The sequence below is a fragment of the Saccharothrix sp. DSM 118769 genome, assembly GCF_052936295.1.
The window spans coordinates 5,004,270-5,019,970 of record NZ_CP193627.1 but is presented as its reverse complement, the minus strand read 5'-3'; the positions used below and the strand labels follow the sequence as shown (position 1 = coordinate 5,019,970).

The window sequence follows — 15,701 nt, the reverse complement described above, 5'->3', positions numbered from 1 at the left end:
CCGAGCACTCCCACGACATCGCCGCGCGGTGTCCGAAGCCGAAGACAACTGGAGCTGACGCGTGTTCGACAACCCCGTGATGCTGCACGGCAACGACGTCCAGATCGAACGGGTCCGCGAGATCGACCCCCTGGGCGCCGACGCCGTGCTGGCGCGCCTGCCCGAGATGAACGACGCCGCCGACCTCGGCGCCCTGGTCGGCGCGCTCCGCGACCTGGTGCCCGACGCCGCCACGACGGCCGCCTTCGACATGGAGGACTGCCTGGCGGCCGTGCGCGACATCGGCATGCTCCTCGGCTCGATCAAGCGGCACGGCCAGGAGCCGCTCGACCACGTGCCCGAGGCCACCCCGGTCCTGCTGGAGCTGGGCGAGCGCACCGGCATGATCCCGCGCGACGTCGTGCACCACTACTGCACGTGGAACCCGACGGACCACCGCCGCCGCCGGTACACCCCCGACGAGCAGGAGCACCAGCTCCAGAACTCGGTGCGCATGGTGTTCCCGCACCTGCGCGCCGGCCTGGAGCTGTGCCACCTGCTGCGCGACGTGGAGCCGGCGGACCCGAAGTTCGCCGTGCTGGCGGACGCGCTCAACCGCGAGATGCTGCCGATGGTCGACTCCATCGACCTGGTGGTGCGCGACGTCGGCCCCCGCTTCTTCGCGCGGGTGCTGCGGCCGTACTTCGAGGAGATCACCGTGGCGGGGCGGGTCTACCTGGGCCCGGCCGCGGCGCAGGTGCCGCTGTGGCTGGTGGACGAGGCGGTGTGGGCCTCCGACCGCGGTGACCGGGACTACCTGGACTTCCTGCACCACTCGGTGCCCTACAGCCTGCCGCGCTGGCGCGGGCTGCACGACGACTGGGTGGGCTCGACCTCCCTGGTGACCAGGCTGCTCGACGCCTACGGCGACGACCTGGAGGCCGCCGACCGCGCCATGCCGACGCTGCGCGCCGCGGCGTCGGCGATGGCCGGGGTGCTGCGCACGATCATCGTGTTCCGGGGCCGCCACCTGGGCATCGCGCGCCAGGCGTACCAGGAGGACCTGCGGCTGTACCCGCTGGGCAGCGGCGGCGCGAGCGTCGAGCTGCTGCGCGAGATCGTCGACCTGACCCGGCAGAACGCGCAGATGACGAAGACCCTCGCGTCGTCGGGCGCCGCGCGGGTGGTGGCCAAGGCGTGAAGGTCGTCATCGCGGGCGCGGGCATCGGCGGCCTGACCGCCGCCCTCTCCCTGCACGCCGCCGGGATCACCGACGTGCTCCTGCTGGAGGCCGTGCCGGAGATCAGGCCCATCGGCGTCGGGCTCAACATCCTGCCCAACGCCGTGCGCGAGCTGGACGGGCTGGGCGTCCTGGACAGGCTGGCCGAGGTCTCCGTCGCCACCGGCACCCTGTCGTACCACAACCGCTTCGGCAGCCTGATCTTCCGCGAGCCGCGCGGCCGGGCCGCCGGGTACCGGTGGCCGCAGCTGTCCGTCCACCGCGGCCGGCTCCAGGGCGTGCTGCTGGCCGCGGTGCGCGAGCGGCTCGGCGCGGGCGCGGTCGTGCCCGACGCGCGGGTCGCCGGGTTCGCGCACCTGCCCGACGGCCGGGTCTCCGCGGAGGTCCGGCACGCCGACGGCACGACCACGCACGAGGTCGCGGACGTGCTGGTGGGCGCGGACGGCATCCAGTCCGCCGTGCGCGAGGCGCTGCACCCCGGCGGCACGGGGCCGCGCTGGAACGGCCTGCTGGTCTGGCGCGGCAGCGCGTGGGCCCGCCCGTTCCTCGACGGCAACACGATGGTCATCGCGGGCGACCGCGCCCGGCGCGTCGTGGTGTACCCGATGTCCACGCCCACCGGGCGCGACGAGCCGGTGCTGATGAACTGGGCCGTGGCGCGGCACGTGGGCGGGGGCGCGGCGCCCGACCGGGCCGACTGGAACCGGCCGGTCGAGCCCGACCGGTTCCTCGGCCACTTCGAGGACCTGGTCTTCGACTGGCTCGACGTGCCGGCCCTGGTCCGCTCGGCGGAGCAGGCGCTGGAGTACCCGATGGTCGACCGGGACCCGCTGCCGCGGTGGACCTCGGGCCGGGTCACCCTGCTCGGCGACGCGGCGCACGCGATGAACCCGATGGGGTCCAACGGCGCCACCCAGTCCATCGTGGACGGACGGGTGCTCGCGGACCACCTGGCGGGGCACGACGACCCGGCCGAGGGGCTGGTCGCCTACGAGCAGGCGCGCCGGCCGCTGACCACCCGGCTCCAGGAGGCCAACCGCGAGCGGGGCCCGGAGGTCGTCATCGACCTCGCGGACGAGCGGGCCCCGGACGGCTTCGAGCGCGTCGAGGACGTCATCCCGGCGGACGAGCTGGCCCGGATCTCCGCCTCCTACGCGGCGCTGGGCGCGTTCGACACCGAGACCGTCAACAGCGGGCGCGCGCCGGTCGCGGCGGCCGGGGGAGGGCTGTGAGCGTGCGCGTCGACGTCTACTCGGACCTGTCCTGCCCCTGGTGCTACCTGGGCAACCGCAACCTGCGCGCCGCGCTCGCCGAGCACGGCGACGCCGGGGTCGAGGTCGTCTCGCACCCCTACCAGATCGACGGCGAGGAACCGGCCGAACCGGTGCCGGTGCTGGAGTTCCTGGGCCGCAAGTACGGCGTCGAGAAGGCGCGCCGGATGAGCGACCACGTCACGAGGGCCGGCGCGGCGCTCGGCGTGGAGTTCCGCAACGACCGCGCCCTCGCGGTGAACACCCTGGCCGGGCACCGGCTGCTGCGGCAGGTGGACCGCGAGTTCGGCGGCCGCGTGCGCGCGGACGTGGAGGAGGCCCTCTACGCCCAGTGGTTCGTCCACGGCGGCGTGATCACCGACCCCGCCGTGCTCACCGCGGCGGCGACCGGCGCGGGCGTGCCCGCCGGCCGGGCCGCCGAGCTGGTCGCCGACGACCGGGACACCGCCGCCGTGCGGGCCCGGATCGCGGCCACCCGCGCCGAGGTCCCCGTCGTGCCCACGGTCGTCGTCGACGGCCGCGTGCGGCTGGAGGACTACCGCACCGCCGGCGACTACCTCGCCGCGCTGCGCTCCGCCACCACCCCCGAACACCCGAGCCCCACCACGGAGGCACGATGACGACGACACGCCGCCGCCTGCTGCTGGGCGGTGCCGCGACCGGCGCCGCCCTGGCCGCCGGCGGGATCGCCCTCCCCGGCACCGCCGCCGCCCGCACCCCCTCGGGGCCGCGGGTCGGCCGGGACGCGCCGCAGTACGCCGACCTGGTGCGCGGGGTCAACCAGCGGTGGGTCGGCAACCCCGCCGAGGTGTGGGTGGCCCGCTCCACCGACGACGTGGTCGACGCGGTCGCCGCCGCGGTGCGCGGCAGGACCCGGATCGCGGTCCGCAGCGGCGGGCACTGCTTCGAGGACTTCTCCGCCAACGGCGAGATCGGCACCCTGGTCGACCTGTCCGCGCTGGACACCGTCGAGCACGACCCCGCCGCGCGCGCCTTCGCGGTCGGCGCGGGCGCCCGGCTCGGCGACGTCTACGCGGAGCTGTTCAAGGGCTGGGGCGTGACCGTGCCCGGCGGCTCGTGCCCGACGGTCGGCCTGGGCGGGCACGTCGCCGGCGGCGGCTACGGCCCGCTCAACCGCAGGTTCGGGCTCGTCGTCGACCACCTGCACGCGGTGGAGGTGGTCGTGGCGACCCGCGGCGGCGCGCGGCGCGTGGTGGCGACCCGCGACCCGGGCGACCCCCACCGCGACCTGTGGTGGGCGCACACCGGCGGTGGCGGCGGCAACTTCGGCGTCGTCACCAAGTACTGGTTCCGCAGCCCCCGCCCGCGCGGCTGGGAGCCGTCCCGGCTGCTGCCCAGCCCGCCCGCGGAGGTGCTGGTGGCGACCGTCGTCTGGCCGTGGGCGCGGCTCGACGAGCGCGCGTTCGTGCGACTGGTGCGCAACTACAGCGCCTGGTTCGCCGCCACCAACGCGCCGGGCGCCCCCGAGGCCGGCCTGTACGCCCACCTGGCGGCGTTCCACGCCTCCGGCGGCGCGGTCGCGCTCAACGTGCAGGTCGACGCGGGCACCGGCAACGCGGACGCGCTGCTGGACCGGTTCCTGGCGGCGGTGGACGACGGCGTGGGCGTGCCGGGGCAGACCACCGAGCGCCGTCGGCTGCCGTGGCTGATGAGCACCCAGTGGGCGGGCTTCGCGGACCGGCCCACCGGCAAGCGCATCAAGGGCAAGTCGGCCATGCACCGCGGCGCGCTGAGCGAGCGCGCGGCGGCGGCGCTCTTCCGCAACCTCACCCGCGAGGACTACGCCCACCCCGGCAGCGGCGTGCTGATCGCGCCCTACGGCGGCCAGGTGAACGCGGTCGCCGCGAACGAGACGGCGTCACCGCACCGCGACTGCTCGCTCACGCTGCTCTACGTCAGCGAGTGGGTGGACCCGGCGCAGGACGACCTGCACGTGGACTTCCAGCGGCGGCTCTACCGGGACGTCTACGCCGAGACCGGGGGCGTTCCCGCGGTGCGCGGGGACACGGGGGGCGCGTACGTGAACTACCCGGACGCGGACCTGCTCGACCCCGCGTGGAACACCAGCGGCGTGCCGTGGCAGTGGCTGTACTACCGCGAGGGCTACGCGAAGCTCCGGCGGGTCAAGGCCGAGTGGGACGGCGGCGACGTGTTCCGCCACCGCATGTCGGTGGAACCGGCGGGTGGCCGGTGAGCGTGCTCGACGGCATCCTGGCCGACGTCCGGGTCCGGCTGCGGGAGCGGCGCGAGGAGGTGCCCGAGGCGCGGCTGCGCGCGGTCGCCGAGGGCCGTGCCGCGCGCGACCCCCGGCGGGTGGAGGACGCGCTGCGCGGTCGCGGCGGCGTGCGGGTCATCGCGGAGGTCAAGCGGCGCAGCCCCGCCGTCGGCGTGCTCTCGGACATCGGCGACCCCGCCGCGCTGGCCGCGGCCTACGCCGGGGGCGGGGCGGCGGCGGTGAGCGTGCTCACCGAGCCCGACCACTTCCGGGGCAGCCTGGCCGACCTCGACGCGGTGCGCGCCCGGGTGGACGTGCCGGTGCTGCGCAAGGACTTCGTGGTCGACGCCTACCAGGTCGTGGAGTCCGCGGCGCACGGCGCGGACCTGGTGCTGCTGATCGTGGCCGCGCTGGCGCAGCCGGAACTGGAGTTCCTGCTGGGCGAGGCCGAGCGGCACGGGCTGGCCGCGCTGGTCGAGGTGCACGCGGAAGCGGAGCTGCGGCGCGCGGTCGACGCGGGCGCGCGGGTCATCGGGGTCAACTCCCGCGACCTGACCACGCTGGAGGTCGACCGGGGCACGTTCGCCCGCCTGGCCCCGGCATCCCGCCGGGCGTGGTGGCGGTGGCGGAGTCCGGTGTGCGCGGTCCCGAGGACGTGCGCGCGTACGCGGCGGCGGGCGCCGACGCGGTGCTGGTGGGGTCGGCGCTGGTGGTCGGCGGCCGACCCGCGGCGGCGGTGGCCGAACTGTCGGCGGCCGGGCTCCGGACCGGGGAAGGGGAACCGGCGTGATCGGCGAGCGGATCGACGGGCGGATCGACGGGCGGGTGGACGACGTGCTGGACGTCGGGGCGGTCGAGCGGGGTTACCGGGACGTGGTGGCGGCGGCGTTCGCCGTGCCCGCGTCGCGGACCCCCGACGAGCAGGGGCGGTTCGGCCGCTTCGGCGGGCGGTTCATGCCGGAGGCGCTGATGGCGTCGCTGGCCGAGCTGACCGCGGCCTACGACGAGGCGCGCACCGACCCGTCGTTCCTGGCGGAGTACGGCGCGCTGCTGGTGCGCTACGCGGGGCGGCCGAGCCTGCTCACCGAGGCCGGGCGGCTGTCGGCCGAGGTCGGCGCGCGGCTGCTGCTCAAGCGGGAGGACCTCAACCACACCGGCTCGCACAAGATCAACAACGTGCTGGGGCAGGCGCTGCTGGCCCGGCGGATGGGCAAGGCGCGGGTCATCGCGGAGACCGGTGCGGGCCAGCACGGCGTGGCCACGGCCACCGCCGCGGCGCTGCTCGACCTGGAGTGCGTCGTCTACATGGGCGCCGAGGACACCCGTCGGCAGGCGCTCAACGTGGCCCGGATGACCATGCTCGGCGCGACCGTCGTGCCGGTGGAGGCGGGCAGCCGCACCCTCAAGGACGCCATCAACGAGGCCCTGCGCGACTGGGTGACCAACGCCCACGACACGCACTACCTGCTGGGCACGGCAGCCGGGCCGCACCCGTTCCCCGCCATGGTGCGCGACTTCCACCGCGTCATCGGTGTGGAGGCCCGCCGCCAGGTGCTCGCCCAGCTCGGCGCGCTGCCGGACGCGGTCGTGGCGTGCGTCGGCGGCGGGTCCAACGCCATCGGCGTGTTCCACCCGTTCCTGGACGACCCGGAGGTGACCCTCTGGGGCATGGAGGCGGGCGGCACGGGCCCCGGCGCGCACGCCGCCTCGATCACCGGCGGCGCGGTCGGCGTGCTGCACGGCGCGCGGACCTACCTGCTCCAGGACGAGTTCGGGCAGACCGAGGAGAGCCACTCGATCTCCGCCGGCCTGGACTACCCGGGCGTCGGGCCCGAGCACGCGCTGCTGCACGACCAGGGCCGGGTGACCTACCGGCCGGTGACCGACGACGCGGCGATGGACGCCATGCGCCGGCTCAGCCGGACCGAGGGGATCATCCCGGCGATCGAGTCGGCGCACGCGGTGGCGGGCGCGCTCGCCCTCGTGGACGAGCTGACCGCCCGCCTGGGCCGGCCGCCGGTGGTGCTGGTGTGCCTGTCCGGCCGGGGCGACAAGGACATGGCCACGGCCGCGGAGTACTTCGGACTGGGGGGCGACGGCTCGTGACGACCGCACAGGTGAGCGCCGGCGACAGGCTCGACGGCGCGCTGCGCACCGCCCGCGAGGAGGGGAGGGCGGCCCTGATCGGCTACCTGCCCGCCGGGTTCCCGACGGCCCGCGCCGCCGTGGACGCCGCGCTGGCGATGGCCGGGTCCGGTGTGGACGTGGTCGAGCTGGGGCTGCCGTACAGCGACCCGGTGATGGACGGCCCGGTGATCCAGCGAGCCGCCACGGCCGCGCTGGCCGGCGGTGCGACCACGGAGACCGTGCTGGAGTCGGTGGCCGAGATCGCCGCCGCCGGGGTGCCCGTGCTCGTGATGACGTACTGGAACCCGGTGGAGCGGTACGGCGTCGAGCGCTTCGCCCGGCGGCTGGCGGAGGTCGGCGGCAGCGGCCTGATCACGCCCGACCTCATCCCCGAGGAGGCCGACGACACCGGCTGGACCGCCGAGTCGGACCGCCGCGGCCTGCGCCGCGTGCACCTGGTGGCGCCGTCGTCGTCGCCGGAGCGCCTGGCGCTGACCGCGCGGGCGTCCACCGGTTTCGTCTACGCGGCGGCGCTGATGGGCGTGACCGGTACCGGCGGCGCGCTGACGGACGTGGCGCACGGCCTGGTCTCGCGGGTCCGCGAGGTGCGCGCCGACCTGCCGGTCTGCGTGGGCCTCGGGGTGTCGACCGCAGAGCAGGCGGCGGCCATCGGCCAGGCGGCGGACGGGGTGATCGTGGGCGCGGCCTTCGTGCGGCGCCTGGCGGAGGCCCGCAACGCGGCCGAGGGCGTGGCGGCGGTGGCCCGCTTCGCCGCCGAACTGGCCCGCGGCGTGCGGGGGGACGGCTAGCCGTGTCCCGGTGTCCGGCCAGTCCGGCCAGCCCGGCCCGGGTCGCGCGGCAGACCCGCCCGACCCGGGGCCGCGCGGGTCTGTCCTTCGTGGACCGGCTCGCGGGTCCGCCGGGTTCGGTGGGTCCGGTCCGCGTCGTGCGGACCGGACCCGGCGCGGCACCGCGTCAGCGCAGTTCGGCGCGCAGCTTGGCGGTGACCGCCGACCACCGCTCCGCCAGCGCGGCGGCGTGCCCCTCGTCGATCGCGACCGCCGCCCGCCGCACGCCCGAGGCGATGCGCTCCACCAGGGGCGCGTCCACCGCCTCGGCGGCGGCCAGGCCGGCGGCGGCCGACAGCAGCACCGCGTCGCGGACCGGGCCGCGCTCGCCGGCGAACACCCGCCGCGCGACGTCGGCGTTGTGCGCCGGGTCGCCGCCGCGCAGCGCGTCCGCCCCGGCGAACGGCACACCGACGTCGCGCGGGTCGAACACCTCGTCCCGCACCTCGCCGCCGAGCACGGTCCAGACCCGCGAGGTGGTGCCGACGCTCAGCTCGTCCAGCCCGTCGTCGCCCCGGAACACCAGCGCCGACACGCCGCGCCGCGCCAGCACGCCCGCGACCAGCGGCGCGGTCCGGGTGTGCGCCACGCCCACGGCCAGCGCGGCGGGCGAGGCCGGGTTGGTCAGCGGACCCAGCAGGTTGAACGCGGTCGGCACGCCCAGCTCGCGCCGCACCGGCGCGGCGTGCCGCATGGCCGGGTGGAACACCGGCGCGAAGCAGAACGCGATGCCGACCTCGTCCAGCACGCCGCGCACGGTGGCGGCCGGCAGCCCGATGGCGATGCCGAGCGCCTCCAGCACGTCCGCCGACCCGCACTTCGACGAGGCGGACCGGTTGCCGTGCTTGACCACCGGCACGCCGGAGGCCGCCGCGACGACCGCGCCCATGGTGGAGATGTTCACGGTGTGCGCCTGGTCGCCGCCCGTGCCGACGATGTCCAGCACCGCCCGCCCGACGTCGACCCGCGTCGAGCGGGCCACCATGCCGGTGATGAGGCCGTCCAGCTCGACCACGGTCTCGCCCTTGGCGCGCAGGCCCACCAGCAACCCGGCCAGCCGCGCGTCGCCCGCCGCACCGCGCAGCACCTCGGTCATGGCCCACGCGGCGTCGTCCGCCGACAGGTCCCGCCCCTCCGTCACGGTCGACAGCAACGCGGCCCACCGCGCCCGGTCGGTTTCCCGCTCAACCATTTCCGCCTCCATCGGCGAACTGTTCCCCAGCAGTCGGACGGGTTGCAGGCTCGCAGTCGCGGACGGGGTGGGCAAGTCCATTCCGGTGGGCGGCGCCAGTCCATTTCCCGAGAATTTCCGGCAAAGTCCACACGGCACCCGCCGATGACCACCTGGAGCAGTCATGTCGGCATTGTTGTCGATTCCGCTGGACCGTTCCGCCCCCGAGTCGATGACCCACCAGATCCGCGACACGATCCGCGGGCGCATCCGGGACGGCACGCTGCGCCCCGGTAGCCGGCTACCGTCGAGCAGGCGCCTCGCGGACGACCTCGGGGTGTCCCGCAGCGTGGTCGTCCAGGCGTACGAGCAGATGATCGCCGAGGGGTACCTCACCGCCGAGCAGGGCTCGGGCACCAGGGTGGCCGTGCACGTGCCGACCGTGCCCGCCGCACCGGCCGAGGCGCCGGTCGCGGTCCCGCGCACCCGCTTCGACCTGCGGCCCGACGCCACCGGCACGGACCTGTTCCCGGCCCGCCGCTGGCTCATGTCGTACCAGAACGCCGTGCACTCCGCCGCCCGCGGCCGCGACCTGCGCAGGCCGCCCGCCGGGGTGGCCGAGCTGCGGGTCGAGCTGGCCGACTACCTCGGGCGCGCCCGGGGCGTGGTGGGCGGCGAGGTGATCGTCACCGCCGGGTTCACCGACGCGGTCGCCCTCGCCGCCTCGGCCCTGCGCGACCTGGGCGTCGCGCACGCCGCCGTGGAGACCCCCGGCGACCAGCGGCTGGCCGGCACCCTGGCCGGCGCGGGCCTGCGCGTCACGCCCGTGCCGGTGGACCGCGAGGGCGTCGACGTGGCCGCGCTGACCCGCAGCGGCGCCCGTGCCGTGCTGGTCACGCCGCTCGGGCAGGTGCCGACCGGCTCGGTGCTGTCACCGGCCCGCCGCGCCGCGCTGGCCCGGTGGTCCGACGCGGTGGACGGCTGGGTGATCGAGCACGACCCCGACGGCCACCTGTGGCTGGGGCGCGGCGCGGCGCAGCTCGCCGTGCAGCGCGACCGGCCCGGCCGGGTGCTCTACACGGGCGCGACGATGGGCCTGTTCGGGCCGTGCCTGCGGCTGGGTTGGCTGGTGGTGCCCCCCGCGCTGTTCCCGCGCTTCCACCGCGCCCTCGACGGGCGGCTGGCCGGCCCGGACGCGCTCACCCAGGCCGCGTTCGCCGACTTCCTCTCCCGCGGCCTGCTCGACCAGCACGTCCGCGACGTGCGGGCCACCCTGCGCGCCCGCCGGTCGGCCCTGCGGGAGCTGGTCGGCGAGCACCTGCCGGGCGCCGTGCTGCGCGGCGGCGACGCCGGGTCGCACAGCTGGCTCGCGCTGCCCCCGGAGGTGGACGACGCCCGGGTGGCCGAGACCGCGGGCCGGCACTCGGTGGTGGTCCGCACCGGCGGCTCCTACCGGCTCGACCGGCGGCCCGTCGAACCCGCCCTGGTCCTCGGCTACCGCGCGGTGGACCAGGTCCGCCTGGCGTCGGCCGTCGCCGTGCTGGGGTGGGCGGTCGAGCGGTCCGCCGACCTGCGGGTCTCGTCCGCCTGACCGCCCACCCCGGCACGGTCCGGGTCAGCCGACCGCGGCGGGCCGCTCGACGGCGGTGCGGAGGAAGTTCGCCACCATCGCGATCCCCTCGGCGGTGGTCACGCTCTCCGGGTGGAACTGCACGCCCTCGACCGGCAGCTCCCGGTGCCGCAGGCCCATCAGGTAGCCGTCGTCGGTCGACCGGGCCGTGGCGACCAGGTCGTCCGGCAGGGGCTCCGCGACCACGATGGAGTGGTAGCGGGTGACCGCCTGCCGGTCGGGCAGCCCCGCGAACAGCCCCTGGCCGTCGTGCTCGACGAGGCTGGTCCGGCCGTGCATGAGGTTGTCGGCCAGCCGCACCGAGCCGCCGAACGCCAGGGCCAGCGCCTGGTGCCCCAGGCACACGCCCAGCAGCGGCACCCGGCCGGCGAAGGCCCGCGCCACCTCGACGTGCCCGGAGGCGGCCGGGTGACCCGGCCCCGGGCCGAGGACGACCGCCTCGGGTGCCAGGGCCAGCAGCTCGTCGGGCGTGCGCGTGCCGGAGCGGACCACGAGGGTGTCCGCGCCCAGTTCGCGCAGGTACTGGTCGATGATGTGGACGAAGCTGTCGTAGGCGTCCACCACCAGCACGGTCATCGCGGCTCCTCCCCGGTGAGCGCCCAGAAGGCGGCGCCCATCTTGGCCAGCGTCTCGTCCCACTCGCGCTCCGGCTCCGACAGCGCCACCACACCCGCGCCGGCCTGCGTCGAGTAGTGGTGCGCGCCGCCGTCCTCGCCGTGGTGCACGACCGTGCGGATGCACAGCGCCAGCTCCGCCCAGCCGCGCACGTCGACCAGGCCGAGCGCGCCCGCGTAGGCGCCGCGCCGGGTCGGCTCGACGTCGTCGATGATCTCCATGGCCCGCACCTTCGGCGCGCCGGTCACGGTCCCGGCGGGGAAGGTCGCGCACACCGCGTCCCACACGTCCCGGCCCGCCGACATCCGCCCGGAGACGGTCGAGACCAGGTGGAAGACGTGCGAGAACGCCTCCACGGCCATCATCTCGTCCACCCGCAGCGTGCCGGGGTCGACCACCCGGCCCACGTCGTTGCGCCCCAGGTCGACCAGCATCACGTGCTCGGCCTGCTCCTTGACGTCCGCCAGCAGCTCCTTGACCCGCCGCTCGTCGTCCACCCCGGTCGGGTCGCGCCGCGCGGTGCCCGCGATCGGGCGCATGAGCAGGCGGCCGTCCACGAGCCGGAACAGCAGCTCGGGGCTCGCGCCCACCAGCGTCACGCCGCCCAGCGTGACCAGGTAGGTGTAGGGGGAGGGGTTGCGGTCGCGCAGCCGCCGGTACACGTCCTGCGGCGCCATCCCGGTGCGCACGTCCACCCGGTGGCCGACCACGATCTGGTAGACATCGCCGACGCGGACGTGGTCCAGGCAGCGGCGCACACCGGCCAGGAACGTCTCCCGGTCCACCGTGTCGGTCACCGACAGCGGCACGGGCGCCTCCGGCAGGGCCCCCGGCTCCGCCTCGGGCGGCACGCCCGCCACGTCGGGCGGCTCCGGCAGCAGCGGACCCGAGGCGGTCACCACCACCGGGTCGCCCGTGCCGTCGCCGAACCACACGGTGCGCTGGAACAGCGCGATCGTCACGTCCGGCACCGAGGGCTCGGCCTCGCGCGGCGGCAGGTCCTCGACCAGGCCGACCGCGTCGTAGCCGATCATGGTCAGGAAGCCGAACGCGTACCGCTGCCAGGGCACGTCGGTGCGCACGTCGAACAGGTTCGTGGCGCCGCGCAGCAGCTCCCACACCGCCGACCGCTCCGCGACCTCGCCGCCCGGTGCCGCCCCGGCGCAGTGCTCGCGCAGGGCGTCGGCCACCGGGCCCTCGCCGCGCACCCGCACCCGCCTGCCGGTGACGCTCAGCTCGGCGAGCTTGCCGACGCCCACCACCGTGCCCGCCCGCCGGTCCACCCCGTCCGGGTGGAGGTCCTCCAGCAGGAACACCTCGTCGTCGCCGTACCGGGCGCACAGGGCGGCGCGCAACGGCACCGCGGCCGACGTCCGCAGCCGGACCGGCTCGGCCGTGACCACGACCTCCACCACCGCTGTTCGGGGCATGTCCCTCCTCCGGGGAATTGACCAACGGGTATCGCCGCCCGTGCGGCAGGTGAGCAGTGAACCAGTCGCCGAAGTCGAGCGGCCAGACCACTCCGGCGGCGGACCGGCAGACCACTGCGCTTTTTGGTTGCACGTCTCCGTGAACTCGTGCTGATCTGTTACACGAATTGGCGCGCAATTGCTGGCTGTCACTACTGGGGAACGGCTGACGATGAATTCCGACGTGTTGGACGAGTCCGTTGCCACGTGGCGGGACCTCCCCGCCGCCCAACAGCCCGAGTGGCCGGACCCGGCCGCCCTGGCGGACGTGACCGCCCGGTTGGCGACCGCACCGGGCCTGGTGTCACCCGCCGAGTGCGACGACCTGCGGCACCGGCTCGCCGAGGCGGCCGAGGGCCGGGCGATCGTGCTCCAGGGCGGTGACTGCGCGGAGATGTTCGGCGCGGCGGGCGACCACGCGTCGATCCGGGCCAAGCTCAAGACCCTGTTGCAGATGGCCGTCGTCTTCACCTACGCGAGCGCCAAGCCCGTGGTGAAGATCGGCCGCTGGGCCGGGCAGTACGCCAAGCCCCGCTCCAGCACCACCGAGACCGTCGGCGACGTCGCGCTGCCCGCCTACCGGGGCGACGCGGTGAACGGCGCGGCCTTCGACGCCGCTGTGCGGGTACCGGACCCCGAGCGGCTGTGGCGGGCGTACGAGGCGTCGCGCGCCACCCTGGACGCGGTGCGCACCTACGCCCACAACGGCTACGCGGGACTGGACCAGCTGCACCGCTGGAACCGCGACTTCGTGGCCGACTCGCCGGCCGGCGCGCAGTACGAGGAGCTGGCGCACCGGATCGACCACGCGGTCGCGTTCATGCGCGCCTGCGGCGTCTCGACGGAGGAGCTGCGCGAGACCGAGGTGTTCGCCGGCCACGAGGGACTGCTGCTGGACTACGAGGACGCGCTGACCCGGCTCGACCCGGCCACCGGCCGCACCTACGCCACCAGCGGCCACCTGCTGTGGATCGGGGAGCGCACCCGGGCCCTGGACGGCGCGCACATCGAGTACTTCTCCACCATCGCGAACCCCGTCGGCCTCAAGCTCGGCCCCACCGCCACGCCGGACGAGGTGCGCGCGTACGTCGAGGTGCTCGACCCCGAGCGGCGGCCCGGCAGGCTGACGTTCATCACGCGGATGGGCGCTCGCCAGGTCCGCGACCGCCTGCCGGCCCTCGCCGAGGCCGCGCGCTCGGTCGGCTCGAAGGCGGCCTGGATCTGCGACCCCATGCACGGCAACACCTTCGTCGCCCCCAGCGGCCACAAGACGCGGCTGTTCTCCGACATCCTCGACGAGGTCAAGGGCTTCTTCCAGGTCCTGCGGGCGACGGGCCTGCACCCCGGCGGCGTCCACGTCGAGCTGACCGGCGAGGACGTGACCGAGTGCGTGGGCGGCGGCGCGAGCGTCCTGCTCGACGACCTGCACAGCCGCTACGAGACCGGCTGCGACCCGAGGCTCAACCGGAGCCAGTCGCTGGACCTGGCGTTCCAGGTCGGCGAGCTCCTCTGACGGCCTCACGGCCACCGCCGCCGCACGGGTGGACACCCCCTCACCACCCGCGCGGCGGCGCGCTCCACCGGGCCGCGCGCACCCCACCCCCCTTCGGGTGCGCGCGGCCCGGTCAGCCCTCGCCCTTCTTCCCCTTCTCGCCGCGACCGCGCTCGCCCCGGTCCCCCTCGTCGTCGCCCTCCTCCTCGCCGACGCGGTCGGACGACAGCACCTCCTCGGCGTCGACCAGCGGGACCCCGTCGACCACGACGAGGGCCAGGCCGCGCGTCTCCGCGATCCGCTCGTCGTCCCCGTTCGTGAACTCCAGGCCCACGGTGACGGCGTCCGGGCCGGTGGCCTCCGGCCCCGCGGTGACGACCAGGTCGCGCACGCCGTGCCACGCCTTCGCGTACTCCCGCGGGCCCTGCTCGCGCATCCGCGGGCCGAGCACCTCCCACGCGCCGGCGGTGTCGTCGGGCAGCAGGGCGTAGTAGTCGGTCACGGCCTGCCGGAGCCGCTCGGCGGTGACCTCGGCGGCGGCGGTCGTCGTGGTGGTCGTGGTCGCACCGCTCGACGACGTGGCGCCCCCGGTCGCCGTGCCGCCGTCACGAGTGGTCGCCAGGGCGGCGAGGGTCGAGCCGGCCACGACGAGCACCGCCGCGCCGACCAGCACCGCACGTCGGCGGGACGAGGACGGCGGTGACGGCGACCTCGGCACGGCCAGGTCCAGGCGGGTCGCGGCCGGGGCGGGAGCCGGGGCGAGTGCCGGGCCGGGGGCCGGGGCGAGGGCCGGTGCGGGGGCCGGTGCGGGGGAGCGCAGCAGCTCGGCGAGCCGGGCCATGTCGGGGCGGGTCGCGGGATCGGTGCGCAGCGCCTCCAGCAGCACGCCGGTCAGCGGCCCGGCGTTGCGCGGCGGGTCGAAGCGGCCCGCGGCCACGGTGTGCAGCAGCGCGATGGCGTTGTCCCCGTCGCCGAACGGGGGCCGCCCCTCGACCGCCGCGTACAGGGTGGCGCCGAGCGCGAACACATCGGACGCCGGACCCGGCTCCGCGCCCCGGGCGACCTCGGGGGACAGGTAGGCGGGCGTGCCCGCGAGCAGACCGGTGCGGGTGACCGCCACGTCGCCGACCGCGCGGGCGATGCCGAAGTCGCCGATCTTCGCCGTGCCGTCCGCGGTGATCAGGACGTTGGCCGGCTTCACGTCGCGGTGCACGACCCCGGCCGCGTGCGCGGCGGCCAGCGCGGAGGCGACCTGCGCGCCGATCCGCGCGACCGCGTCCGGCGGCAGCACGCCCACGTCGGCCAGCGTGCGCGCCGGCACGTACTCCATGACCAGCACCGGCCGGCCGTCGTCCTCGACGACGTCGTGCACGGTGACGGCGTTCGGGTGCTGCACGCGCGCCGCGATCCGCCCCTCGCGCGCGGCGCGGGCGACCGCGTCCGCCGTGGGCACGCCCTCGGGCACGACGAGCCGCTTGAGCGCGACGACGCGGCCGAGCCGTTCGTCGAACGCCTGCCACACCACGCCCATGGCGCCCGCGCCGAGCCTCGTGCGCAGCCGGTAGCGCCCCGCGACCAACCGACCCTCGTCCACCGGTTCCCACCTCTCCCGTCCCGGCAACC

At 76.0% G+C, this 15,701-nt stretch carries 12 protein-coding genes and 1 pseudogene; 9 read left to right on the top strand and 4 right to left on the bottom strand.

Translation table 11 applies throughout. The features are described from left to right. Positions 1–61: 61 nt before the first annotated feature. The 7 genes and pseudogenes from ACRAKJ_RS21775 to trpA all read left to right on the top strand — a co-directional run bounded on the left by ACRAKJ_RS21775 (position 62) and on the right by trpA (position 7,662). Entirely contained in the window at positions 62–1,180 is a 1,119-nt protein-coding gene (locus tag ACRAKJ_RS21775; RefSeq protein ID WP_438925262.1) for a monodechloroaminopyrrolnitrin synthase PrnB family protein, read from the top strand. Then, on the top strand, positions 1,177–2,451 hold the full coding sequence (locus ACRAKJ_RS21770; RefSeq protein ID WP_438925263.1) for a flavin-dependent oxidoreductase: 1,275 nt from the start codon (positions 1,177–1,179) through the stop codon (positions 2,449–2,451). Before ACRAKJ_RS21775 ends, ACRAKJ_RS21770 begins: the two co-directional genes overlap by 4 nt. Then, complete coding sequence (locus tag ACRAKJ_RS21765) at positions 2,448–3,110, top strand: DsbA family protein (protein WP_438925264.1); 663 nt, start codon at positions 2,448–2,450, stop codon at positions 3,108–3,110. Before ACRAKJ_RS21770 ends, ACRAKJ_RS21765 begins: the two co-directional genes overlap by 4 nt. Continuing rightward, positions 3,107–4,705 carry an FAD-binding protein gene (locus ACRAKJ_RS21760; protein ID WP_438925265.1) on the top strand — a complete coding sequence of 533 codons (1,599 nt, stop codon included), beginning with the start codon at positions 3,107–3,109 and terminating at the stop codon, positions 4,703–4,705. The genes ACRAKJ_RS21765 and ACRAKJ_RS21760 overlap by 4 nt, the downstream gene beginning before the upstream one ends. Continuing rightward, positions 4,702–5,516, top strand: a pseudogene (gene trpC, locus ACRAKJ_RS21755) (indole-3-glycerol phosphate synthase TrpC). Before ACRAKJ_RS21760 ends, trpC begins: the two are co-directional and overlap by 4 nt. Before the next feature lie 83 nt (positions 5,517–5,599). Beyond that, positions 5,600–6,832, top strand: coding sequence for a tryptophan synthase subunit beta (gene trpB, locus ACRAKJ_RS21750; protein ID WP_438925272.1), 1,233 nt, complete (start codon positions 5,600–5,602; stop codon positions 6,830–6,832). Between the two features lie 11 nt (positions 6,833–6,843). Next, complete coding sequence (trpA, locus tag ACRAKJ_RS21745) at positions 6,844–7,662, top strand: tryptophan synthase subunit alpha (RefSeq protein ID WP_438925266.1); 819 nt, start codon at positions 6,844–6,846, stop codon at positions 7,660–7,662. A gap of 166 nt (positions 7,663–7,828) precedes the next feature. On the opposite strand, the gene trpD is transcribed toward trpA, so the two are convergent. Beyond that, the gene (gene trpD, locus ACRAKJ_RS21740; RefSeq protein WP_438925267.1) at positions 7,829–8,893 is read right to left on the bottom strand and encodes an anthranilate phosphoribosyltransferase; all 1,065 of its coding nucleotides are present in this window, start codon (positions 8,891–8,893) and stop codon (positions 7,829–7,831) included. A 163-nt stretch (positions 8,894–9,056) separates the two neighbouring features. Between trpD and ACRAKJ_RS21735 the strand changes: the two genes are divergently transcribed. Then, entirely contained in the window at positions 9,057–10,463 is a 1,407-nt protein-coding gene (locus ACRAKJ_RS21735; protein WP_438925268.1) for an aminotransferase class I/II-fold pyridoxal phosphate-dependent enzyme, read from the top strand. A 24-nt stretch (positions 10,464–10,487) separates the two neighbouring features. Here ACRAKJ_RS21735 and ACRAKJ_RS21730 read toward each other — a convergent pair whose 3' ends face one another. Then, on the bottom strand, positions 10,488–11,078 hold the full coding sequence (locus tag ACRAKJ_RS21730) for a glutamine amidotransferase-related protein (RefSeq protein WP_438925269.1): 591 nt from the start codon (positions 11,076–11,078) through the stop codon (positions 10,488–10,490). Beyond that, positions 11,075–12,547 carry a chorismate-binding protein gene (locus ACRAKJ_RS21725; RefSeq protein WP_438925270.1) on the bottom strand — a complete coding sequence of 491 codons (1,473 nt, stop codon included), beginning with the start codon at positions 12,545–12,547 and terminating at the stop codon, positions 11,075–11,077. Before ACRAKJ_RS21725 ends, ACRAKJ_RS21730 begins: the two co-directional genes overlap by 4 nt. Before the next feature lie 211 nt (positions 12,548–12,758). On the opposite strand from ACRAKJ_RS21725, the gene ACRAKJ_RS21720 reads away from it, so the two are divergent. Further along, positions 12,759–14,099, top strand: coding sequence for a class II 3-deoxy-7-phosphoheptulonate synthase (locus ACRAKJ_RS21720; protein ID WP_438925271.1), 1,341 nt, complete (start codon positions 12,759–12,761; stop codon positions 14,097–14,099). 112 nt (positions 14,100–14,211) lie between these two features. Here the strand turns inward: ACRAKJ_RS21720 and ACRAKJ_RS21715 are convergent, their stop codons facing one another. Then, a complete protein-coding gene (locus tag ACRAKJ_RS21715) occupies positions 14,212–15,672 on the bottom strand; it encodes a serine/threonine-protein kinase (protein WP_447008639.1) in 1,461 nt (486 codons plus the stop codon). Between the last annotated feature and the right edge of the window lie 29 nt (positions 15,673–15,701).